The organism is Microbispora sp. NPDC049633 (genome assembly GCF_040675265.1).
GTDB lineage: Bacteria > Actinomycetota > Actinomycetes > Streptosporangiales > Streptosporangiaceae > Microbispora > Microbispora maris.
Genome location: NZ_JBFAOO010000095.1, coordinates 1 through 22,138, shown reverse-complemented (window position 1 = coordinate 22,138; position 22,138 = coordinate 1). Strand labels below are relative to the sequence as shown.

The following is a 22,138-nucleotide window of genomic DNA, read 5'->3' as shown; positions in this document are numbered from 1 at the left end:
GTACGGCGCCCGCCCGCGCGGGGGCGTGCGCCGTACCGGCCCGGATTCGGCTACTCGAAGGCGGCGGCCACCGGCTCCGCCTTCTCGCCGCCGGCGGCGCCGGGAGCGCCGCCGCGCAGCGGGACGTGCTTGATGAAGGCGGCGATGACCGGAACCAACGCGGCGAACACGACCGACCACAGGAATACCGAGCCGATCGCGCCGGCGAGCGCCTCCAGGAACCCCGCCTTCACCGGCGGCGGGAGCTGCTCGAGCACCTTCGGGTCGATCTGACCGCCGCCGGCGTTCGCCAGGGGCGCCGCCTGCGCGCCGAACTTGGCCGCGATCTCGTCGGCGAGCCGGTTGTTGAAGATCGCGCCGAACAGCGAGATGCCGAACGAACCGCCGATGGAGCGGAAGAACGTCGAGGCGCTGCTGGCCACGCCGATGTCCTTCTGCTCGACGCTGTTCTGCGCGATCAGCATGGTCGTCTGCATCAGGAAGCCCATGCCGAGGCCGAGGACGGCGATGTAGACGCCGGTCCGCCAGGCGGGGGTGTGGACGTCCTGCGTCGACAGCAGCCACATGCCGATGGCCATGATCACGCCGCCGATCACCGGGAAGCTCTTGTACTTGCCCGTCTGGGTGATCGCCTTGCCGACGAACAGCGACACGACCATGGACGAGGCCATCATCGGGAGCAGGAGCAGCCCGGAGTTCGTGGCGGTGGCGCCCTGCACGATCTGCTGGAACATCGGCAGGAAGGTGATCGCCCCGAACATCGCGAAACCGAGCAGGAAGCCGAGCAGGTTGATCAGCGTGAAGTTGCGGTTGGCGAACACGTGCAGCGGCAGGATCGGCTCGGCGGCCCGCCGCTCGATGGGGATGAACACGGCCAGTGCGACGACCGCCAGGGCGGCCAGGCCCAGGATCTGCCACGAGCCCCAGGCGTAGCCGTGCTTCTGGCCGCCCCACGACGTGATCAGCACGATCGCGGTGATGGCCACGGTGAGGACGGCCGCGCCGAGCCAGTCGATGCGGTGCTGGGTCCGGTGCTTGGGCAGGTGCAGCTTGAGGATGAGCCAGATCAGCGCCACGCCGCCGAGCGGCAGGTTCACGTAGAAGGCCCAGCGCCAGTTCAGGTTGTCGGTGATGAACCCGCCGACCAGCGGCCCCGCGATCATGGCGAGCGACATGATCGCGGCCATGATGCCCTGGTACTGACCACGCTCACGCGGCGGAACGAGGTCACCGATGATCGCCATCACGCCGACGATGAGCCCGCCGGCGCCGAGGCCCTGCAGCGCGCGGAAGGCGATCAGCTCGATCATGCCGTCGCCGGTGCCGCCGAACAGCGACGAGCCCGCCATGCCGCACAGCGCGGAACCGGCCAGGAAGATGACGATCGAGCTGAGGAAGACGTTCTTGCGGCCGTAGAGGTCGCCGAGCTTCCCCCAGATCGGCGTGGAGACCGTGGTGCCCAGCACGTACGAGGTCGTGACCCAGGTGAAGTAGTCCAGGCCCTTGAGTTCCCCGACGATCCTCGGCATGGCGGTGCCGACGATCATGTTGTCCAGCATCGCCAGCATCATGGCGAGCATCAGGCCGGGTAAGACGATCATCACTTCCCGGGACCGGCCGGGCGCGGCCGCGGTCTCCGTGGTCATGGGTGCCCCCTTGAAGGAATTTACTTACTTGCCGACAGGCTAGTGCCCGGGGCACGGTATTGTCCTTACTTGCCGGCCGTCAAGTCAATTAGGAACAGCAGGATATGGGTGCTCATACCGACACGCGCAGCCGCATCCAGGAGGTCGCGATCAGGCTCTTCACCGAACAGGGGTACGAGGCGACGTCACTTCGGGAGATCGCCGAGGCCCTCGGCGTCACCAAGGCGGCCCTCTACTACCACTTCCGGACGAAAGAGGACATCGTCGCCAGCCTGGTCGAGGACCGCATCGAGGCGCTGGACGAGCTGATCGCGTGGGCGAACCGGCACCCCCGCGACGCCGACACCCGTGGGGAGCTGATCACCCGCTACTCCGCGTTGATGACCCGTGGGCGCGCCCACGAGGTCATGCACTTCATGGACCGCAACAAGACGGCGCTGCGCGGCCACGCCAAGGTGGACCTCATGCGCGAGCGCATGAGCGAGCTGATGCAGGCGCTGTACGAGCCGGACGATCCGCTGCCGGTCAAGCTCCGGCGGTCCATGGCCCTGTTCGCGATGCACGCGGCGTGGTTCTTCGTCAGGGACGAGTCGACGTCCGAGGAGGAGCGGACCGCGGCGGGGCTGCAGGTCGCCCTGGAATTGGCCGAGGGTTCAGGCGGTTGATCCCCCTCTGATGGGAAGGTGATCGACATGCTTTTCGGACAGGAACACGTCAAGCGCTATATCGAGACCGACGGCGAGGTGGGCCACGACTGGGAGGGCACCACCGTGGCCATCCTCACGACCCGGGGCCGCAAGTCGGGACAGCCCCGCAGCACCCCGCTGATCTACCAGCCGTACGGCGACGCCTATCTGGTGGTGGCGTCCAAGGGCGGGGCCGACGAGCACCCGCTGTGGTACCGCAACCTCCAGGCGGACCCCGAGGTGGAGTTCCAGGTCAGGGGGGACAGGTTCAAGGCGAGGGCCCGTACGGCGACTCCGGAGGAGCGTCCGGACATGTGGCGGACGATGACCGCCACCTGGCCCGCGTACGACGAGTACGTCACCAAGACCGACCGGGAGATCCCGGTCGTCGTCATCGAACGCATGTAGCGCGGCGCGCCGCGTGAGGGCGCCGGGCGGCGCTCAGGAGCCGCCCGGCACCCGCTCCCGCCGCGCGGCCCCACCGCGGTGCCGCGCTCCTGGCGCCGGCGCGCAGTGACTCGTGCGGCCGTCGGCGGTATCTTTCCCGGGTGATCCTCAGGAGCCGCGCCGTCTTCGGCGACCGCGTGGCCTTCAGGCACAGGGAGGTCCCGTGAGCGACGGCCGCACCGCCGAGATCATGATCGCCGAGGCCCGCAAGGCCTTCTGGGTCATGGTCGGCTTCCTGGGGCTTATCTGGGTCGTGCAGGTGGCCAACTGGGCGGCGGACTACTCGCTCAGCTACAGCTACGGCATCAGGCCCTGGGACCTCGAGCGGCTCCCCGGGGTCGTCTCCGCGCCGCTCCTGCACTGGAGCTGGGCCCACATCGAGGGCAACTCGGGTCCGCTGTTCATCTTCGGGTTCCTCGCGGCCTACCGGGGCGTGCGGCGCTTCCTCGGCGTGACCGGGCTGATCGCCGTCGCCAGCGGGCTCGGCTCGTGGTTCACCGCCGGCTCCTCCACGGTCGGCGCGGGCGCGAGCGGGCTGGTGTTCGGCTACTTCGGGTACGTCCTCGTGCGCGGAGCCTTCGACCGGCACCTGATCGACATCGTCATCGGCCTGGTCATGGGTCTGTGCTTCGCCTACCAGTTCGCCGGGCTGCTGCCGGCCGAGGGCATCGGCTGGCAGGCGCACGTCTTCGGTTTCGCGGGCGGCATCCTCGGCGGCTACCTGTTCCGCGACCGGCGGGCCAAGGCCGCGACCGGGGGCATGAACGGGGGCACGAACGGGAGCGCCGCCCCCGGCAAGGCGGCCCCGCCCGATTCCCGGTCGGCCCTGCTCAAGGAGATCGAAGACCTCGGCCTCTGATCCCCGCGCGGCCATCGGCGCCGTCCTGAGGATTCCACGGCCACGGCGTCCACGCCGTTCGCCCGCGGGGAGCACGCGGAGGCGACGCTACGAGCCGGCGCGTGTCGCCGGCGTATCGAAAACCTCATACGTGCCGGCAACAGCCCACTCCCTTGACTGGCCGCATGGCTCAAACCCCACCATCGGCACGGACGAGGGCCCGCCGGATGCGCCGGCTCCTGGTCGCCGGCCTGATAGTCGTCACAGCAGCCATCATCGCCGTCCTCGGCCACCGGTCGCCGCATTGCTCGTTCTTCTCGGCCGGATCCCCCGTGCGGCACTCGTCACCGGCGCCGATCCCGGCGTCCTCCCCGGCCGCCGCACCGGCCCGCAAGCACTCCCCGGTCCCGCCTCCCGCCACGGCCTCCCCGGCATCGTCGCCGGATGCCCGTCACAGTGAGCGCCGTTGTGCGCCCGGCGAAGCCGACGGTGTCGTCCCGGACGGCGTGACGGTCTTCGACGACGGGATTCCGGGTGTCGTCAACCTCGACCGGGGTCTGCTCAGGGCCCTCCGACAGGCGGCGACGGACGCCGCGGACGACGGAGTCGAGTTCTACGTCAACAGCGGCTGGCGCTCTCCGGAGTACCAGAATCAGCTTCTTCGCGAGGCGGTCTCCAAGTACGGGTCCGAAGACGAGGCCGCGCGATGGGTGGCCACCCCGGCGACGTCCTCTCACGTGACGGGGGACGCGGTCGACGTCGGGCACTCCGATGCGACGGCGTGGCTGTCCGACCATGGCGCCGAGTACGGCTTGTGCCAGATCTACGTGAACGAACCCTGGCACTACGAACTGCGCACCGACGCGATCGATCGTGGTTGTCCGCGTATGTATGCCGACCCCACCCAGGACCCGAGGATGCGGCGGTGACCGCCGCCTCCCGGCCCTGCCCCCCGCAAGCGCGGCCGGTGCTCGCGGCGCCCGCGCCGCCGCCGGAAGACGGGATCAGGGCTCGCCGTGGTCGGGCAGGTGGAAGGGGATGCGGGCGGTGAGCGCGAACCCGCCCTCGGCGGTCGGCCCGTACGTGAGCCGCCCGCCCACCAGCGCGACGCGCTCACGAAGGCCGGGCAGCCCGTAACCGCCCCCCGCGTCGGCGGGCACCCGGACCGGCATGGCCCGGCTCTTGCCGCTGTTGACCACCGACACGTTCAGCACGTCGCCGTGGGCCTCGCAGACCACCTGCACGTCGGTCCCGGGCGCGTGTTTGCGCACGTTGTTGAGGCCCTCCTGGACGACGCGGTAGCAGGCGTGACCGGCCTGCCGCGGCAGCGCCTCCTCCGGCACGTCGTAGTGCAGGGCGACGCGCAGGCCGGTGGCCCTGCTCTCCTCGACCAGGCGCGGTATCCCCTCGACGCTCTCCGCCGAGGGCGGCAGGTCCTTGCGCCGCAGCGCCGTGAGCAGCTCGCGCAGCTCGGTCAGCGCCCGCACGCCCTTGTCCTCGATGTTCCTGGCCAGCTTGCGGATCTCGTCGAGCTCGTCGGCGTCCTGGATGAGGCCGGCGTTGAGGACCATCACGGTGACCGCGTGCGTCACCGTGTCGTGCAGCTCGCCCGCGATGCGGCGGCGTTCCTGGGCGGCGGCACGCTCCTCCCGCGCCCGCACGCCCGCCCGCAGCTCCCGGATCATCGAGCGGTAGCGCCACACCCAGGTGCCCACCAGCGCGGGCAGGAAGATCAGCGTGACCGCCCGCACCGTCACGGCGACGGGCAGCCTGTCGGTGTAGGGGCTCGTGTAGTCGGCCAGCGCGTAGACCCCCGCCAGCACGGCGGTCGCCCACGGCCAGGAGCGCACCGTGTTCCGCGAGGTCATCGAGTACGCCGCCAGTATCAGCGGCATCGTCTGGCCCGCGAGCAGGGCGCAGGCGACGGTGGCCGCGACCATCGGCCAGGCCACACTGCGCCGCACCAGCATGGACGCGGCCGCCGCGACCCCCACGGCGATCTGCGCCCACCACGGCACGGCGAGGAACGGCAGGGCCGGGAAGGAGCGGCCGAACACGACCGCCGGAACCGCGAAAGCGAGGACGGCGACGGCGAGCAGCACGTCGGCCGCCGCCTCCCGGCGCGCCGCGAGCCCGGCCCACTTCTCCCCCATACCGCTAGTTTGTGGGTTTGACCTGCGGCTTCGTGCAGCGCCACACCCCTTTGACGTAGCTGTGCCACAGCTTGCCGTACGACGGGGCGGTCGAAACAGTCATGCGTCTTGGGCAGGATAAGAGGCGTGAGCGAAAGCATGAGCCTCCTCCGCCGTCTTCCGTCCGACTCCGAACCCGACGCGCTGTTCGACGCGTTCTTGTCGTGGAACGCCGATCGGGGGCTCACGCTCTACCCGGCGCAGGAGGAGGCGCTGATCGAGGTCGTCTCCGGCAACAACGTGATCGTGTCGACGCCGACGGGCTCGGGCAAGAGCCTCGTCGCCGCCGGGGCGCACTTCGCGGCGCTGGCCCGGGACGAGATCAGCTTCTACACCGCGCCGATCAAGGCGCTGGTGTCGGAGAAGTTCTTCGACCTGTGCGCGTTGTTCGGCACCGAGAACGTCGGCATGATGACCGGCGACGCCACCGTGAACGCCGACGCGCCCGTCATCTGCTGCACCGCCGAGATCCTCGCCCAGATCGCGCTGCGCGACGGCGCCGACGCCGACGTCGGCACCGTGATCATGGACGAGTTCCACTTCTACGCCGAGCCCGACCGCGGCTGGGCCTGGCAGGTGCCGCTGCTGGAGCTGCCGCAGGCGCAGTTCGTGCTGATGTCGGCCACGCTCGGCGACGTCGAGCGGTTCCAGACCGACCTCACCCGCCGCACGGGCCGCCCCACGAGCGTCGTCAAGCACGCCGAGCGGCCGGTGCCGCTGATCTACTCCTACCGGACCACTCCCCTGCACGAGACGCTGGAGGAGCTGCTGTCCACCCAGCAGGCCCCGGTCTACGTCGTGCACTTCACCCAGGCCGCGGCGATGGAGCGCGCCCAGGCCCTGATGAGCATCAACATGTGCACCAAGGCCGAGAAGGAGGCCATCGCCTCCCTCATCGGCAACTTCCGCTTCACCACCCGCTTCGGCCGGGCCCTGTCCCGGCTCGTACGGCACGGCATCGGCGTGCACCACGCCGGGATGCTGCCGAAGTACCGCCGCCTGGTGGAACGGCTGGCCCAGGCGGGCCTGCTGAAGGTGATCTGCGGCACCGACACGCTCGGCGTGGGGGTGAACGTCCCGATCCGCACCGTGCTGTTCACCGCGCTGTCGAAGTTCGACGGCACCAAGGTGCGGCGCCTGCGGGCGCGGGAGTTCCACCAGATCGCCGGGCGGGCCGGCCGGGCCGGCTTCGACACGGTCGGGTACGTCGTCTGCCAGGCGCCCGACCACGTCATCGAGAACGAACGGGCGCTGGCGAAGATCGGCGACGACCCCAAGCGGCGCCGCGGCTACGCGCGCAAGAAGCCCCCGGAGGGGTTCGTCGGCTGGAGCGAGGACACGTTCGAGAAGCTCCAGACGGCCGAGCCCGAGCCGCTGACCTCCCGATTCAAGGTCAGCAACGCCATGCTGCTGTCGATCATCAACCGGCCCGGCGACTGCTTCCAGGCGATGAAGCGGCTGCTCACCGACAACCACGAGGACCGCAAGGCGCAGCGCCGCCACATCAGCCACGCCATCGCGATCTACCGCTCGCTGCTGGCCGGCGGCATCGTGGAGAAGCTCGCCGAGCCCGACGAGCACGGCCGGATGGCCCGGCTCACCGTCGACCTGCAGGAGGACTTCGCGCTCAACCAGGCGCTGGCCACGTTCGCGCTGGCGTCCTTCGAGCTGCTCGACCGCGAGTCCCCGACGTACGCGCTGGACCTGGTCTCGATCGTCGAGTCCACGCTGGACGACCCCCGCCAGATCCTGCACGCCCAGCTCAACAAGGCCAGGGCCGAGGCGGTCGCCCAGATGAAGGCCGACGGCGTCGAGTACGAGGAGCGGATGGAGCGCCTCGCCGAGATCACCCACCCGATGCCGCTGGCCGACCTGCTCTTCGGCGCGTACGAGACCTACCGGCGCGGGCATCCGTGGGTCGGCGACCACGTCGTCAGCCCCAAGGCGATCGTGCGCGACATGTACGAGCGGGCCATGACCTTCACCGAGTACATCCAGTTCTACGAGCTGGCCCGCTCGGAGGGGACGGTGCTGCGCTACCTGGCCGACGCCTACCGCACGCTGTCGAAGACGGTGCCCGAGCACCTGAAGACCGACGACCTGGTGGACCTCATCGAATGGCTCGGCGAGCTGGTGCGCCAGGTCGACTCCAGCCTCATCGACGAGTGGGAGAAGCTGGCCAACCCCGCCGAGGCGCTGAAGGCCGGGGAGGAGCTGGAGACCAGGACCCGTCCGGTCACCGCCAACGCGCGCGGCTTCCGGGTGCTGGTCCGCAACGCGATGTTCCGCATGGTGGAACTCATCGCGCTGGACCGGGAGGAGGAGCTGGTCGAGCTCTACCCGGACGTCGACTGGGGCGCGGCCATGGACGCCTACTACGAGGAGCACGACGAGGTCCTCACCGGCCCGGCCGCCCGCGGTCCCGCGCTCCTGCTCATCGAGGAGGAGAAGGAGCTGTGGCGGGTGCGTCAGATCATCGACGACCCGGCCGGCAACCACGACTGGGGCATCAGCGCCGAGGTCGACCTGGCCGCCTCCGACGAGGAGGGCCACGCCGTCCTCCACGTCACCGGCCTCACCCGCCTCTAGCGCGCGTCCAGGCCGGGCAGCGCCTCATCCGGGTCGGCCCCTCAGCCGTAGAACCTCCTCGCGCCCTCGTGGAGCGGCACGGGGTCGGTTCTGGGCGCCTCGGCGAGGGTGATGTCCCTGGCCGACACGTGCACCTTCTCCAGGTCGGCCTTGTGGTCGAAGATCAGCCGGGTGAGCTCCTCCGCGAGCTTCGCGTCCATCGACGCGTTCACCACGAGCAGGTTCGGCACGACGATGGTCGGCACGTCGGACGCCGTGCCGTACGCGCCCTTGGGGATCGTGCCCTCGGCGTAGACGGGGCCGTGGGCGGCGCGCACGGCGGGCAGCACGTCGTCCAACGGCACGAAGGTCACCTCGTCGCGCATGCTCGTCACCAGGTCGGTGATGCCCGAGGTGGGCAGGCCGCCCGACCACACCAGCGCGTCGAGGGTGCCGTCCTTGAGACCCTGCACGGTCTCGGGCAGCGACAGCGCCTGACGTTCGACGTCCTTGTCCGGGTCGAGCCCGGCGGCGGCGAGCAGCCGCAGCGCGATCACCTCCGTGCCCGAGTTCGGCGATCCCGTGGACACACGCTTGCCGCGCAGGCCGGCGACGGATCTGATCTTGGCGTCGGTCCGCGCGATCACGTGGGTGTAGTTGCCGTAGAGCCGGGCGAGCGCGCGGATCGGCTGCGGCGCGGTGAAGGCGCCGGTGCCCCTCACCGCGTCGGCGGCCGTGTCGGCGAGCGTGAAGGCGATGTCCGACTGTCCCCTGACCACGCGCTGGATGTTCTCCACCGAAGCGCCGGTGGCCTCCGCGGTCGCCCGGTGGCCCGGCAGGTGCTTGTCGATCAGCTCGGCGAACCCGGCGCCCAGCACGTAGTAGACGCCGGTGGTGTTGCCGGTGGCGATCGACAGGCGGGTGCCTCCGCCTTCCCGCCCGGCCGATCGGTCGCCCCCGCAACCACCGGCCAGCAGTGCCACGGTGACGGCCAGCGCCGTCACGAGCCTGATCCTCACAGTCGCGCCTCCCTGTGTCTGCGGACGAGGTGAACGGCGAGCGCCAGGACCGCGGCGCCCAGCCCGGCCAGCACGGGCCCGGGCGAAAGGACGAGCAGCAGGACCGCGGCGAGCGCGCACAGGCCCCGTTCGACCGGTCCGGCGGGGCCGGCGATCCAGCCGCCGGTGGTCACCGCGAGGGCGGCCACCGCGAGCGCCGACACGGCCGCGGCGAGCAGGACCTCGCCGATCGGGCCCTGCGCCAGCAGGGCCGCGCCGGGCGGCGTGAGCACGAACGCGAAAGGCACCAGGAACGCCGGGAGCGTGTACTTCCAGGTGGCCCACATCGTGCGGTGCGCGTTGCCGCCCGTGATCGCCGAGGCGGCGAAGGCCGACAGCGCCGTCGGCGGGCTCACCTCGGACAGCACCGCGTAGTAGAAGATGAACATGTACGCCTCGGCCGCCGTCACGCCGAGGTTCAGCAGCGCGGGACCGATGATCACGGCGGCGATGACGAAGGACGCCGTGACCGGCACGGCCAGCCCGAGCAGCAGCACGGCCAGCGCGCAGGCGACGGCGGTGACCGCGAGGTTCCCCCCGGACAGGCCGACGATCAGCGAGCCGGCCTTGAGCCCGAGCCCGGTGAGGGTGACCACGCCGACGATCGTCCCCGCCGCCGCGCAGGTGACCGCGACCGGCAGCACCCCCGTCGCGCCCGCCGCCAGGGCCCGTACGGCGCGGCGCGGCGTGAGCCGGTTCTCGCCGCCGGGGGTGCGGTCCAGGAACGACAGCGCGAAGGCCAGCAGCGTGGCGTACACCACCGCCCGGAACGGCGACTGGCCGAGTGCCATCAGAACGATGATCACGAACAACGAGCTGAAGTGGTAGCCGAAGCGCCTGATCAGCGGCCAGGGACGGCCCGCGTCCACCGGCACCGCGTGCGTGCCGTACCTGCGGGCGTCCATCTCGATGGCGAGGAAGACGCCCAGGTAGTACAGGACCGTCGGGATCGTGGCGTAGACGAGCACGGTCAGGTAGCTCACCCGCAGGTACTCGGCGATGATGAACGCCGCCGCGCCCAGCGTCGGGGGCGACAGGATCGCGCCGATGCCGGCCGCGGCCAGCACTCCCCCGGCCTGCTCGCGCGGATAGCCGGCCCGGCGCAGGATCGGCCAGGCCACGCTGCCCACGCTCACCGTGGTGGCCACGCCGGAACCGCTCACCGTGCCGAGCAGGAACCCCGCGAGCGTGACGGTGCGCCCCGGCGCGGCGCGCGAACGGCGGAACGCCGCGAAGGAGACGTCCACGAAGAACCGTCCCGCCCCCGAGTGGTCGAGCACCGCGCCGTAGATCGTGAACAGGATGATGTAGGTCGCGGCGACGTCGAGGGGCACGCCGTACACGCCCTCCGTGCCCATCGTGAACGCCGCCACGATCCGGTCCAGGTCGTAGCCCCGGTGGCCCAGCGACCAGTCCGCGGGCAGGTAGCCCCCGTAGTAGGCGTACGCCGCGAAGACCGCGCACACCACGGGCAGGATCCAGCCCACGGTCCGCCGGCACGCCTCCAGGAGCAGCAGCGTGAGCAGCGCTCCGGCCGCCACGTCGAGCGGCGTCGGCGCGTACGCCCGGCGGATGAGGTCGTCGAAGACCACGAGCGGATACGCGCAGACCGCGAGGGACAGCGCCGCGAGCACCCAGTCGAGCACGCCGGGCCTGTCCCGGCCTCCGCGCCGCGCCTTGTAGCAGACGAACGCCAGCGGCAGCACCACGGCGAGGAACGCCATCCGGTACGGCAGGACCGGCCCCGGCCGGAAGGTCTGGTACAGCGCGTAGAGCGACAGGGCGAGCGCGACGATCGTGACGAGTGCCGCCGGACGGCCCGGAAGGCGCCGCGCGGGACGCTCCGCGTCGAACTCGGCGACGAGGTCCTCCGCCGACGTCTCGTGCCGGGTCTCGGTCACGCGTCTCCCCTGCGATGCGGCAAGCCCTTGACCGCAAGGTACGCCGAGATCTGACTCGGCGCAGTCACAATCCGGATCACAGTCCGGTCACGGACCGTAGCGCCGTTCTCACCCGCGCCGGCCGGCGACGGTGGCTATCCGCGGGCTCTCCGGGGGGACCGCAGCACGAGGGCGGCGAGCACCGCGGCCCCGGCGAGGGCCTGCGCCGCGACGTACGGCACGACGTCGGCGGGCCGCGTGACCAGCGCGGCGAGCGCGGGCAGGGATCCGAGCAGCGCGATGTCCGGCCCCGTCGCCGCCCAGATGAGCGGGCCGGTCGGCACCGCGCCGCCGGGGGTGTCGATGACCGGCATGGAGTGGTCGACGGGCCGGCGCCGGGCCATCCGCAGCGCCCCCGCCGCCAGCGCGGGCGCGGCCGTCGGCCCGAGCGTCCACCAGGCCCCGGCCGGCAGCGCGCCCGTGGCCTGGAGGCCCGCCAGGGCGAGCGCCGACCAGGCCGCGGCCAGCAGCGCGGGCAGCACCGCCCGGGCGGCCGTGGCGGCCCTGGCGTCCACGGCCAGCATCCGGGCCAGGGCGGGGTCACCGCCGTCGCGCCGGACCCCTCCGGTGCACATCGCGGCGGCGGTCAGCGCCCCGCACAGCAACACCCCGCACAGCAGCGCCCCGGCGGCGGGCGCCGTGCCGCCGACGGCGTCCGCGCAGACGGCGGGCAGCGCCGCCGCGCCGAGCAGGGCCGCCAGCCGGCCCGGTCGCCTGCCCACCCGCAGCCACTCCTGCCACGCCAGCGCGGGCGCCGGGCCGAGCCGCGACACCAGGCGCGGCCAGGGGCGGGAGCGCAGCGCCCGGCCGCGCCAGTGGACGTCCTCCGCGACCCAGGTGAGCATTCCGGGATCCAGCATGGTCGCGGCCGAGGTCACCCGCGCCGTACGGGTCGAGGACGCCAGGATCGTGCGGGCGGGGATGCGGCCGAGCGCCGCCCAGGCCCGCTGTGCCAGGAAGGCGGCCACCACGGAGGCGACGCCCGCGACCGCCGCGCCCAGGGACGCGGGCGCCCCGGCGACGGCGGCGAGGATCCGCCGGCCGGGGCCCGCGCCGGACACGGCCGCGAGCACGGCCACGGAGAACATGCCGGCGATCAGGAGCTGCAGCCGGGTGTCCGCCGCCGGGGACTGCTGGCCGAGCACCGCCGCGGCCATGCCGCCCACGCCCGCGGCCACGCCGAGCACCAGCGCCGCCGCGAGGCGCACACCGAGCTCGCCGGGAGCCCCGGCCACCGACAGCGCCGCGAGCCCGAGCGCCGCCCCGGCCAGCGCCGCCGCCGACAGCAGGAGCAGTGCCGTACGGCTCAGCACGGCCCGGCGGGGCAGCGGCGAGGTCACCAGCCATGCGGCGTCGGCGGCGGGCAGCACGACGGGGCCGAGCGCCCGCGCCAGGGCGAGGAAACCCGCGTAGGCCGCCGCGACCAGCGCGAACCCGGCGCCGAGCCGCGCCGGGTCGGCGTGCCGGGCCAGCCCGGCGAGCGCCTCGGCGACCGGGCGGCCGAACACCGCGGCGGCGACGAGCAGGCCGAAAACGCTGGTGTACCGGTCCGACCAGGTCGCCGGTCGCCCACGGTGCGCGCGCAGGTAGGCGAAGGCGGGATGCGTCCGCGCGGCCGCCGGGATCACGACGCCGCCCGCAGCGTGATCACACGGGCTCCCGCGTCCTGCGCGAGCAACGCGTCGTGGGTGGCCATCACGACCGTGCCTCCCCCGGCGGCGTAGTCGCGCAGGATCGCCGCGAGCCGCCGTCTGAACCCGGCGTCCAGGCCGCGCTCCGGCTCGTCGAGCAGGAGCAGGCGGCTCGGCCGGAGCAGCGCCATCGCCAGCGACAGCCGCTGCCGCTGGCCGGTGGACAGCGACAACGGGGTGAGATCGGCCCTGGCGGTCAGCTCGAAGGCGTCCAGCGCCTCGTCCACCGTCAGCCGGGCGTCCTGGTGCACGGCGTCCATCAGCTCGAGGTGTTCGCGGACGCTCAGGCCCGGATACCAGGCGGGCTCGTCGCCGGCCTGCACGACGTGCCGCCAGAAGTCCGGCAGGTCCGCCGGCGGCCCGCCGAGGACGTCGATCTCGCCGCGCGGCGAGGGGTGCAGACCGGCCAGGCAGCGCAGCAGCGTGGACTTCCCGACGCCGTTCTCCCCCATCACGGCGACGATCTCACCCGGGGCCGCGGTGAGATCGACGCCGCGCAGCACGGGCACTCCGCCAAGGTCCAGCCCCACCCCGCGGGCCGTGATGATCGCGTTCGCCATGCCCAGAGCCTACGTGCGCGACGCTCACACGTGGTGGGGTCCACAGGAGCGGCCGCGCGGTCCGTCCTCAGGGGCGGATGAGCAGCCGTCGTCCGATCTCCTCGGGCACCGGGTAGATCCGTTCCGGCGGCAGCAGCCGCTGGGCCTTCGCCGCCTGCCCGCTCTGCACCAGGCTCGCGATCCTGCGGACCCGCGGGGTGAGGTCGGCCAGGTCCACGACCCACTCGTCCGCGAACGTACGGATCAGGTCACGGCCGATGCCGACCTGGATGCTGTAGTGGTTGAGCGGCGCCCCGCGCAACGAACGCTCGGGATCCCACTGGACGTGCACCGCCGCCCGGCCGACCGACAGTGGGTCCGCGGTCGTCAGCACCGCCCGGGAGAGGGCTTCGTGCCATCCCCGCCTCGTGATCCGCACCGACAGGACACGTTCCTGCCCGGCCTTGCGCGCCCAGCTGCTGCGGTGCATCAGCCACAGGAACGACGGTTTGATCCACGTCATGCGGGTGAACGAGAAGGGCGGCACGAACCGCCCGGCGCTCAGTGCCGGGTCCGCCACGCCCGCCGGGTACGCCTGATAGACCACGATCGTCTCGGCATCGTAGTCGGCGCGGACCTGGTGCTGCGACGGCACGCCGAGCACCCTGTCATCGCCGGGCTCCGCGGCGCAAAGCCTTTTCCCGCAGGGTTCCCACGGCCCGCGAGGCCCCCGGGCGCCCGAGCCGCCCGAGCCGCCCGTACCGCCCGAGCCGCCCGTACCGCCCGAACCGCCCGAACCGCCCGAGCGCAGCGAGCACAGCGAGCACAGCGAGCGCCGTGAACGCCCCTCAGCCGCCGGAGGTGGCGTCCTCGGCTCCGGCGCCGGGGATCGTCATGTCGTCGGGGTCGTCGAGCCAGCCGTGCGGCAGCGACACCTTGGACCGCTCGCCGCTCTTGCCGCGGGGCCCGTCGGCCTCGTCCGGCCAGGGCTGGTCCACGTCCAGTTCGGCGACCCGCTCGGCCATCTCGGACAGCCCGGTGACCGAGGTGAGGGCGCGGCGGGTCTCCGCGCCGACGACGAAGCCCTTGAGATACCAGCCGACGTGCTTGCGGAAGTCGGCCAGGCCGTGGCGTTCGCTGCCGATGACCTCGCAGAGCAGCTCGGCGTGGCGCAGCATCATCGCGCCGACCTCCCCGAGGCGGGGACGGGTGCGCTCGGCCGAGCCGCGAAATGCCAGGTCGAGGTCGCGGAACAGCCACGGCCGGCCCAGGCAGCCCCGCCCGATCACCACCCCGTCGCAGCCGGTCTCGGCGACCATGCGCAGCGCGTCGTCGGCGCTCCAGATGTCGCCGTTGCCGAGCACCGGGATCTCCGGCACGGCGTCCTTCAGCCGCTTGATCGCGTCCCAGTGCGCGGTGCCGCCGTAGTGTTGGCGGGCCGTACGCGCGTGCAGGGCGACGGCGGCGAGCCCCTCCTCGACGGCGATCCTGCCCGCCTCGACGTAGGTCAGGTGGTCCTCGTCGATGCCCATGCGCATCTTCATCGTGACCGGCAGCGGCCCGGCGCCGGCCACCGCCTCGCGCAGGATGGCGCGCAGCAGGTTCCGTTTGTACGGCAGGGCCGACCCGCCGCCCCTGCGGGTGACCTTGGGCACCGGGCAGCCGAAGTTCAGGTCGATGTGGTCGGCCAGGTCCTCCTCGGCGATCATCCGTGCGGCCTTGCCGATCACGGCGGGGTCGACCCCGTACAGCTGGATGCTGCGGGGCGACTCCTCCGAACCGAACCGGATCATCTGGAACGTCAGCGGCACCCGCTCGACCAGCGCCCGGGAGGTGATCATCTCGGAGACGAACAGGCCGCCGCCCTGCTCCCGGCAGAGCGTGCGGAAACCGATGTTCGTGATGCCCGCCATGGGAGCGAGCACCACCGGGGGCCAGACCTCGAGCGCGCCGACTTTCACACGTTCATTTTCCCCGCTGCCGGCTGTGAGCCGTACAAGATCGTGGACGTGGAGCTTTTGCCCCGGATAATCTGACCTGGACCAACGGTGGGGGAGGTCGTCATGCTGTTGCGGCTGAGAATCGCCTTGCCGGATCGTCCGGGCTCGCTGAGCCACGTGACCGGGGTCCTGGGGACCGCGGGCGCCGACATCACCCAGGTGACGGTGCTCGACCGGGGCGACGGCCGCGCCCTCGACGACTTCACCGTGTACTGGCCCGACTCCGCCCCCCGCGAGGACCTCGTACGGGCCCTCGAGGACATGGACGGGGTCCGGATCGAGGGCATCTGGGGCACCAGGGAGGCGCCCGGCACCTACCCGGAGCTGGAGATCCTGAAGTTCCTCGCCACGGCGGGCGACCGCGCGCTCGGCACGCTGATCGACTCCATGCCGGTGCTGTTCAGCGCCGGCTGGGCCGCGGCGGCGACCGAGAAGGACCCGCGCGTCACGGTGTACGCGAGCTGGCGCGCCCCAGAGGACATCCCGTTCCCGAAGGAGACCCCGCCCAGGCCGACGGCCACCACGCTGCCGTCCGGCCTGCACGTGATCGTCGCACCGCTGCCGCCGCTGGCGTTGGCGCTGATGCTGGCCAGGGCGGAGGGGCCGGCCTTCCACCGCAACGAGGTGCACCGGCTCACCCGGATCCTGGAGATCTTCCTGACCCTGCCCGCGATCGAGCGGGGAGCCGACCGCGCCTTCCGCAGACCGATCGCCCGGCCGTTCTGAGTACACACTGGGGGCGAAAACCCGGTACAGTAGCCACGTCGCCGCGAGGCGGACGCGGAAGTGGCTCAGTGGTAGAGCATCACCTTGCCAAGGTGAGGGTCGCGGGTTCGAATCCCGTCTTCCGCTCCGAGAGGTCACGAATGCGGGCCTCGCTCTGGTGGAGTGGCCGAGAGGCGAGGCAGCGGCCTGCAAAGCCGCGTACACGGGTTCAAATCCCGTCTCCACCTCTTTTTTTGAAATTCGGTTCTGGAGCGGGCGTCGTGAGTCATGCGACGCCCGCTGTTTGCTTCCACGATTGTCACCCTTGGCTCCGGGCCGTGCCGGCGCGCATGTGCCGGTCGACGGTAGAGCCGGCACCACCGCGGAAAGGCACACCCCGCGACGCCCGCACCGCTCATCGGCGCATCCGTACGGCCGCCACTGGTGCGTTCCGCCACATGGAGGACAAGTCGGAGTAAGGGTTCTTCTCAATGCCCCGTGCCGGGCGCACACTGAAAGGGACACCATAGGCGATTTAGCGTGGAGTAGCTCGTGCACGGTCACATGCCCTCAGCGATGCCCATGCTGTCTCGTGGCAAGCATCGCAATCCCAGCAAGGGCGCCTGCTTCATGGAGTTCGCGTCCTACCTCGCAGGTGAGCGGTGGAGCGACCATCCGTCGTGCACACACCCGCTGCTCGCCGGGCTCGCCCGGCTCGTCAACGACCACACCTCCGACGCCGCCCGGCCCCGGCTGGCCGAGCTGATCCCGTCGGTGATCGGGCTGACGGGCGACGATCCGCGGCTCGACGCGCGGATCGCCCTGTGCTCGGCCAGGGCCGCGCTGCCGGTCGTCGCGCACGAGCGCCAGCTCGCGATGGCGGTCTCGATCCTGTCGGGCGAGCACGTGCTCGCCGAACTGGAGGGCCGCCCGGCCCACGACCTGAGCGAGCGCAGCAGGCAGGCGCTGGCCCAGGTGCCGGACGCCACCCGCTGGGCCTACACCTTCGGGCGCGGCGTACGGGTCTCGCCGAAGGGGTTCCGCCGGTACGCCGCGCCGAACACCGTGCAGCTCGCGGTCCGGGGCATCGCCCAGGCGTGCGTGCCCGACCCCGATCCGCTGCTGCGGGATCTGCTGGCCGAGGCGATCGACGACTGCTGGGCCCTGCTGCGCCCCGCCGCCGGAACCACAGCCGGAACCGCCGTGGGCACCGCCTCGACGGCCGGCGTGGGGGCCGCCGCCGGACCGGCTCGGGCCACGGTCGATCCCGCACGCTGGGCCGACGCCTGCCGCCTCACCGGCGTGTCGGCCTGACCGCCCCGGCCACCGGCTCCCGGCCACGAGCGGGAGCCGGTCGGACCGGAGGCGGATGGAGCCGGTCAGGCCCGCGCGGCGCCGCGTACGGATCGTCTGCTCGCGGCACGCCGTGACTCCATGAGCGGCCGTAGCAGCAGGGCCTGGGCGAGCACGACCACGCAGAAGATCCCGAGCACGTAGCCCCAGCTCACGTCCGTCAGATGGTGCATGCCCCGGTAGAGCCTCGAAAGGCCGACCGCCAGGGCCGCGCCCGCGCCGAGCAGCCACCACAGCGCCTTCAGGATCGTGTGGCGGTGCGTGTGCAGCGTCAGGACGAGGGCGGTGCCACAGTAGAACGCCACCGCGGCGCTTGTGTGCCCCGACGGATAGCTGGACGTCGGCGGCGCGGGGTCGAGGTGCGGCACGTGCGGGCGGGCCCGCTGCGCGAACACGGTCGCGAGCAGGAAGATCGCCGACTGGGCGCAGACGACGGCCACCAGGAAGACCGACTCCCGCCAGCGCTTGTAGGCGAGCCGGAAGAGCAGCGCCATGATCGCCGTCACCACGATGATCACGGGGGTGTCGGACAGCATCGAGGCGTAGTGGGTCACCTCGTTCCAGAACGGCGTGCGCTCCTGGGCGATCTCGCGGCTGACCGCCTCGTCCTGCGCGACGAGCGTCGAGTGCTCCATGACCTTGGTGATCAGCAGGCCGAGCCCGAGGGTCACCAGGGCCATGAGCACGAGCGGGAGCAGGATCCGCCGGCCTGCTTCCGCGGCGACTCCGTGAGCGGGAGCGGAGGACGTCCCCCCTCCGCTGCGGGCCGGACGTTCACGAACGGTGGCCAATTCGTCCTCCTTGGGGGGTGATTTCGCTCTTAGCCTCCGGCCCGACGCCCTCGCTTAACGGCTGAGCCGGGCGGCGGCCCACGTCCCGCCGGCGCCAGGTCTCGAACGCGGCGGCCGTGGCGGCCACCACGGCCACGCCGAAGACCAGGCCCGCCGCCACGTCGCTGAACCAGTGCACCCCGAGCGCGATCCGGCTGAAACCGACCGCCAGCGGGATCAGCACGGCGAGCGCCCAGGCGATCGCGCGCCCCCGCTCGCGTACGAGGGGCAGGACGAGCAGCAGCAGGATCCCGGCCCCGAGCGTGGCGTTGACCGTGTGTCCCGAGGGGAACGACGAGCCGGGAGCGATGGCGACGGGGTCGGGCAGGCTGGGCCGGGCCCGCGCGACGACGACCTTCAGGGCGAGGCCGAGCAGGCCGCCGACCGTGAGCGTGGTGGCCGCCCACAGGGCCAGGTGGTAGGCGCGGCGCCAGACCAGCCAGGCGACCGCGGCGCCGACCGCGATCCGCCACGTCAGCGGCGCGAAGACGTCGCTGACGAGTTCCATCAGCCGGGCGAAGCCCGGGTTGCCGACCGCGTAGACGTGCAGGTCCCGCGCGGCGCCCTCGTCGATCTCGGTGAGCGGGCCGAAGGAGGTCTTCACGAAGACCAGCAGCACCGTGAACGGCACCCCGATCAGCGCCACCGCCGCCACCGCCACCGTCAGCCGCAGACCGAGCCCGTGCTGGGGGTCGAACCGCCTGCGCCACCAGCTCATCGGCCGCTCCCCACGGGCTGGGGCTCACGCGCCGGGGCCGGGGCGGGGCCGGGGTCGGGTTCCGCCGGTTCGCCGCACCCCGCGCGGCAGGCCTCCAGCTGCGCCGAGAAGGCCAGGCCGAGGAAGAGCGCCATCGAGCTGAGGAACGACCACAGCAGCAACGCCATGATCGCCGTGAGCGGTCCGTACGTCGCGCCGAACGTGCCGCTGCCCGCCGTGTAGAGCGCGAGCAGCCAGGTGAACAGCGTCCACAGCAGCACGGCGACCGTCGCCCCGACCGCGAGCCAGGTGTGGCCCGGCTGCTTGCGCCGGGGCGAGGCGCGGAAGAGCACCGAGATCGACAGGACGGCGAGCAGGAAGCCGATCGGCCACCGCAGCCAGCCCCACAGCCGCTCGGTCGTCTCGCTCCAGCCGTAGGCGTGCGCCGCGGCCTCGCCGACGGCGCCGCCGCCGACCAGGATGACGAACCCGACGCTCATGAGGAGGCCCGCGGTGACGGCCATCAGCAGCGCCCTGCCGTACTTGGCCGCGAAGGGGGGGTCGCGCTCGATGCCGTAGATGCGGTTGGCCCCGCGTTCGAACTGGCCCATGGCCGTGGTCAGCGACACCAGCGCGGTCAGCAGACCGAGCCACAGGGCCAGCTTTCCCCCCGCGCCCGAGGCGTGGTGGCTCTGGCTGAGCGTCTCCTGGATGACCCGCGAGCCCGCGCCGGGGGTGAGCCGCCGCAGGGTGAGCTCCAGGAGCCGGCCGAGTCGCTCCTGGTGCAGCACCGAGCTCAGGCCCACGACGGCGATCGCTCCCGGGATGATCGCGAGGCAGGTCTGGAAGGCGAGGGCGCGGGCGTTGCTCACGCCGTCGCCGTATCTGAACCGGACGTACGCGTCACGGATGAGGTGCCAGCCGCCGTACCGTCGCATGGCGGCGTAGGCGTCGTCGGCCGACAGCTCGTCGCCGCTCATGCTCCTGGTCTCCGGCACCGGGGTCGCGGTTCCCATGTCAGTCCCTCACAGATCGGGGGTGGGGACCCGCCGGAGGCCGGGTCGCGGGCCGGCCTCCGGTGGGTCCCCGCCGGCCCACCGACTACCCCGATCACGACGATTGGAACGCCGGCCCTACCAGAAGATCGTCGGACCCCGGCCGCGGTCGTGCCGTGACGCGCCGGAGGACCGGCCCGACCGGGCCGGTCCTCCGTGTTCGCCGGTTATGGGAAATCTCCGCCCTCGGAGTCAGAGGACGGCGCAGCCGACGCGTACGGGGACCTTGGCCGACCAGCGGCCGGAGATCACGTCCTGCGCCTGGGCGTATGCGTTGGCCGGCTTGCCTCCGAAGGCGCAGTCGAACACGCCGGTCTTCTTGCCGAAGCTCCCGGCGACGTATCCGCTGTGCGCGCTCGCGGTCACCGTGCCGCTCCAGTAGACCTTGCCGCTGGTGTACCGGATGTAGAGCCGGACCTGCCCGTGGTTGAAGTGGTCGCCGTTGATCTTGAGGCGCGGGATGTCGTCGACGGAGGTGCTGGTGGAGGTGCCGTCGCCGTTGTCCACGGGCGGAACGGTGTAACGGGTGATCCACAGCCTGGCCGAGACCTTGCGCTCGGCCGCCTTGCCGTTGTCGAGCTTGGCCTGCGCGCGGACGGCGGGGGTGACGCACACGTCGTCGCCGCTGAACGCCTCGCGCCACACGTAGCCCGTCGTGCAGGTGTGCGGGCCGAACGGGCCGGAGGTCCAGCGGGACGCCTTGGCGGCGTTGTCGGCGAGGGTCCGGGTGCGGGTCGCGGAGGTCACGCAGACGTGGTCGCTGGGGCGGGCCTCGCGCCACACGTAGCCCTCGACGCAGGTGTCCGGGCCGTAGTCGCCGGTCGCGGAGGCCGGCCCGGCCATGAGGGTGACGGAGGCCGTGACGGCCAGACCGGAGATCGCGGCGGCGGCCAGACCGAGCAGGGTGCGCTTCATGACTGTCTCCTGGAAGTGCGGGGTGAGGGTGCTTTCCCGGTCTGGCCGTCGCCGCCGGGTCGGTACTCCTCAGTGATAGGCCCGCTCGCCTGCACGCCCCTTGCCGCAGGCTTTCCGCAACCGCTGCAAGCCGCCCGCAAGCCCGGCGCCGCCCCGCCGCACGCCGCGATCCCGCTCCGGGGAGGCCGACGGACGGCGCCGCGCTCAGTAGGACTGGAGCTCGACGAGGTTGCCGTCGGGGTCGCGCAGGTGGGCGGTGCGGCAGGTCGGCCCCCATTCGGGCCGGTCGCCCGGCGGCACCACGACCCGGCCGCCGCACGCCGCCGCCACGGCCGCGGCACGCTCGACGTCGTCCACGGTCAGGACCAGCATCGTCGCGCCGCCGGAGCCGTCGAGGCCGATGCCGGTCACCCGTTCCAGCATCGACCGGTCGAGCAGCGCCAGCACCGCCTCGGCCTCCCGGTCCCAGTTGGCGTACGGCCCGTCCTCGGAGCCCTTGACGAGCCGGGCCCCGGCGACGACGGTGAGCAGGCCGTCGTAGAAGCGGAAGGCGTCGGCGAACCTGGCGGTGAGCACGCGGGGGTAGAGAGCGTCCATGGAAATCCTTGGGTAGCACCAATGATTGGCCTGCCCTATCCTGCTCTCTGTGAGTGAGGTGCCGCAACTTCCCCCCTCCCTGCTCGCCATCACCGCGTTCCTGCTGTCGAAGGTGGGCATCGCCGGTCGGCGCCGCTTGGGCGACCGTCTCCGCGCGCACGGCATCGGCCTGTGGGACATGGCCGTGCTCGCCGCGCTCCGCGACTTCGGCCCGGCGTCCCAGCGCGAGCTCGGCGCCCGGCTCGGCATCGACCCCAGCGACCTCGTGGCGGTGATGGACACGCTCGTGCCGCTGGGCCTCGTGGAGCGCGAGCGCGACCCGGTGGACCGGCGGCGCTACCGCGTCGCCGTCAGCCCCGGGGGCCGGGCCACGCTGGAGGC

General features: G+C 72.3%; 21 protein-coding genes and 2 tRNA genes. 10 read left to right on the top strand and 13 right to left on the bottom strand.

Going from position 1 to position 22,138, the window contains the following annotated elements; genetic code table 11:
- Positions 1-50: 50 nt before the first annotated feature.
- Positions 51-1,646 (bottom strand): MDR family MFS transporter, encoded by a 1,596-nt coding sequence (locus AB0J39_RS23460; RefSeq protein WP_363468208.1) that lies wholly within the window; start codon positions 1,644-1,646, stop codon positions 51-53.
- A gap of 104 nt (positions 1,647-1,750) precedes the next feature.
- On the opposite strand from AB0J39_RS23460, the gene AB0J39_RS23455 reads away from it, so the two are divergent.
- The 4 genes from AB0J39_RS23455 to AB0J39_RS23440 all read left to right on the top strand — a co-directional run bounded on the left by AB0J39_RS23455 (position 1,751) and on the right by AB0J39_RS23440 (position 4,546).
- Positions 1,751-2,311 carry a helix-turn-helix domain-containing protein gene (locus tag AB0J39_RS23455; protein WP_363468206.1) on the top strand — a complete coding sequence of 187 codons (561 nt, stop codon included), beginning with the start codon at positions 1,751-1,753 and terminating at the stop codon, positions 2,309-2,311.
- A gap of 27 nt (positions 2,312-2,338) precedes the next feature.
- The gene (locus AB0J39_RS23450; RefSeq protein ID WP_363468204.1) at positions 2,339-2,740 is read left to right on the top strand and encodes a nitroreductase family deazaflavin-dependent oxidoreductase; all 402 of its coding nucleotides are present in this window, start codon (positions 2,339-2,341) and stop codon (positions 2,738-2,740) included.
- Between the two features lie 202 nt (positions 2,741-2,942).
- Positions 2,943-3,638, top strand: a complete 696-nt coding sequence (locus tag AB0J39_RS23445) for a rhomboid family intramembrane serine protease (protein WP_363468202.1) — start codon at positions 2,943-2,945, stop codon at positions 3,636-3,638.
- Positions 3,639-4,123: 485 nt separating this feature from the next.
- A complete protein-coding gene (locus AB0J39_RS23440) occupies positions 4,124-4,546 on the top strand; it encodes a M15 family metallopeptidase (protein WP_363468200.1) in 423 nt (140 codons plus the stop codon).
- A gap of 75 nt (positions 4,547-4,621) precedes the next feature.
- Here AB0J39_RS23440 and AB0J39_RS23435 read toward each other — a convergent pair whose 3' ends face one another.
- The gene (locus AB0J39_RS23435) at positions 4,622-5,770 is read right to left on the bottom strand and encodes a histidine kinase (protein ID WP_363468198.1); all 1,149 of its coding nucleotides are present in this window, start codon (positions 5,768-5,770) and stop codon (positions 4,622-4,624) included.
- Between the two features lie 138 nt (positions 5,771-5,908).
- Here AB0J39_RS23435 and AB0J39_RS23430 point away from each other — a divergent pair, with 138 nt between their 5' ends.
- The gene (locus tag AB0J39_RS23430) at positions 5,909-8,398 is read left to right on the top strand and encodes a DUF3516 domain-containing protein (RefSeq protein WP_363468219.1); all 2,490 of its coding nucleotides are present in this window, start codon (positions 5,909-5,911) and stop codon (positions 8,396-8,398) included.
- A gap of 41 nt (positions 8,399-8,439) precedes the next feature.
- On the opposite strand, the gene AB0J39_RS23425 is transcribed toward AB0J39_RS23430, so the two are convergent.
- The 6 genes from AB0J39_RS23425 to dusB form a co-directional block, all read right to left on the bottom strand.
- On the bottom strand, positions 8,440-9,396 hold the full coding sequence (locus AB0J39_RS23425; RefSeq protein WP_363468196.1) for a TAXI family TRAP transporter solute-binding subunit: 957 nt from the start codon (positions 9,394-9,396) through the stop codon (positions 8,440-8,442).
- Complete coding sequence (locus AB0J39_RS23420; RefSeq protein ID WP_363468194.1) at positions 9,393-11,336, bottom strand: TRAP transporter fused permease subunit; 1,944 nt, start codon at positions 11,334-11,336, stop codon at positions 9,393-9,395. Before AB0J39_RS23420 ends, AB0J39_RS23425 begins: the two co-directional genes overlap by 4 nt.
- Positions 11,337-11,470: 134 nt before the next feature.
- Positions 11,471-13,003 carry a DUF6297 family protein gene (locus tag AB0J39_RS23415; protein ID WP_363468193.1) on the bottom strand — a complete coding sequence of 511 codons (1,533 nt, stop codon included), beginning with the start codon at positions 13,001-13,003 and terminating at the stop codon, positions 11,471-11,473.
- On the bottom strand, positions 13,000-13,626 hold the full coding sequence (gene ccmA, locus AB0J39_RS23410) for a heme ABC exporter ATP-binding protein CcmA (RefSeq protein ID WP_363468191.1): 627 nt from the start codon (positions 13,624-13,626) through the stop codon (positions 13,000-13,002). Before ccmA ends, AB0J39_RS23415 begins: the two co-directional genes overlap by 4 nt.
- 67 nt (positions 13,627-13,693) lie before the next feature.
- Positions 13,694-14,260: a DUF4291 domain-containing protein gene (locus tag AB0J39_RS23405; RefSeq protein ID WP_363468189.1), complete on the bottom strand. Its 567-nt coding sequence runs from the start codon at positions 14,258-14,260 to the stop codon at positions 13,694-13,696.
- 193 nt (positions 14,261-14,453) lie between these two features.
- A complete protein-coding gene (gene dusB, locus AB0J39_RS23400; RefSeq protein WP_363468187.1) occupies positions 14,454-15,566 on the bottom strand; it encodes a tRNA dihydrouridine synthase DusB in 1,113 nt (370 codons plus the stop codon).
- Positions 15,567-15,668: 102 nt separating this feature from the next.
- Here dusB and AB0J39_RS23395 point away from each other — a divergent pair, with 102 nt between their 5' ends.
- From AB0J39_RS23395 to AB0J39_RS23380, 4 genes are all read left to right on the top strand, one after another.
- Complete coding sequence (locus AB0J39_RS23395) at positions 15,669-16,331, top strand: ACT domain-containing protein (RefSeq protein WP_363468185.1); 663 nt, start codon at positions 15,669-15,671, stop codon at positions 16,329-16,331.
- Between the two features lie 54 nt (positions 16,332-16,385).
- Positions 16,386-16,457 (top strand) — tRNA-Gly (locus tag AB0J39_RS23390).
- Between the two features lie 30 nt (positions 16,458-16,487).
- Positions 16,488-16,558, top strand: a tRNA-Cys gene (locus tag AB0J39_RS23385).
- Between the two features lie 328 nt (positions 16,559-16,886).
- Entirely contained in the window at positions 16,887-17,624 is a 738-nt protein-coding gene (locus AB0J39_RS23380) for a hypothetical protein (RefSeq protein WP_363468184.1), read from the top strand.
- 65 nt (positions 17,625-17,689) lie between these two features.
- On the opposite strand, the gene AB0J39_RS23375 is transcribed toward AB0J39_RS23380, so the two are convergent.
- The 5 genes from AB0J39_RS23375 to AB0J39_RS23355 all read right to left on the bottom strand — a co-directional run bounded on the left by AB0J39_RS23375 (position 17,690) and on the right by AB0J39_RS23355 (position 21,757).
- Entirely contained in the window at positions 17,690-18,454 is a 765-nt protein-coding gene (locus tag AB0J39_RS23375; RefSeq protein ID WP_363468182.1) for a phosphatase PAP2 family protein, read from the bottom strand.
- A complete protein-coding gene (locus tag AB0J39_RS23370) occupies positions 18,438-19,211 on the bottom strand; it encodes a phosphatase PAP2 family protein (protein ID WP_363468181.1) in 774 nt (257 codons plus the stop codon). Before AB0J39_RS23370 ends, AB0J39_RS23375 begins: the two co-directional genes overlap by 17 nt.
- A complete protein-coding gene (locus AB0J39_RS23365; RefSeq protein WP_363468180.1) occupies positions 19,208-20,206 on the bottom strand; it encodes a YihY/virulence factor BrkB family protein in 999 nt (332 codons plus the stop codon). Before AB0J39_RS23365 ends, AB0J39_RS23370 begins: the two co-directional genes overlap by 4 nt.
- 231 nt (positions 20,207-20,437) lie before the next feature.
- A complete protein-coding gene (locus AB0J39_RS23360) occupies positions 20,438-21,160 on the bottom strand; it encodes a hypothetical protein (RefSeq protein ID WP_363468178.1) in 723 nt (240 codons plus the stop codon).
- 204 nt (positions 21,161-21,364) lie between these two features.
- Complete coding sequence (locus AB0J39_RS23355; protein ID WP_363468176.1) at positions 21,365-21,757, bottom strand: VOC family protein; 393 nt, start codon at positions 21,755-21,757, stop codon at positions 21,365-21,367.
- Positions 21,758-21,806: 49 nt separating this feature from the next.
- Here AB0J39_RS23355 and AB0J39_RS23350 point away from each other — a divergent pair.
- On the top strand, positions 21,807-22,138 hold a 332-nt coding region (locus AB0J39_RS23350), incomplete at its 3' end, for a MarR family transcriptional regulator (protein WP_363468174.1).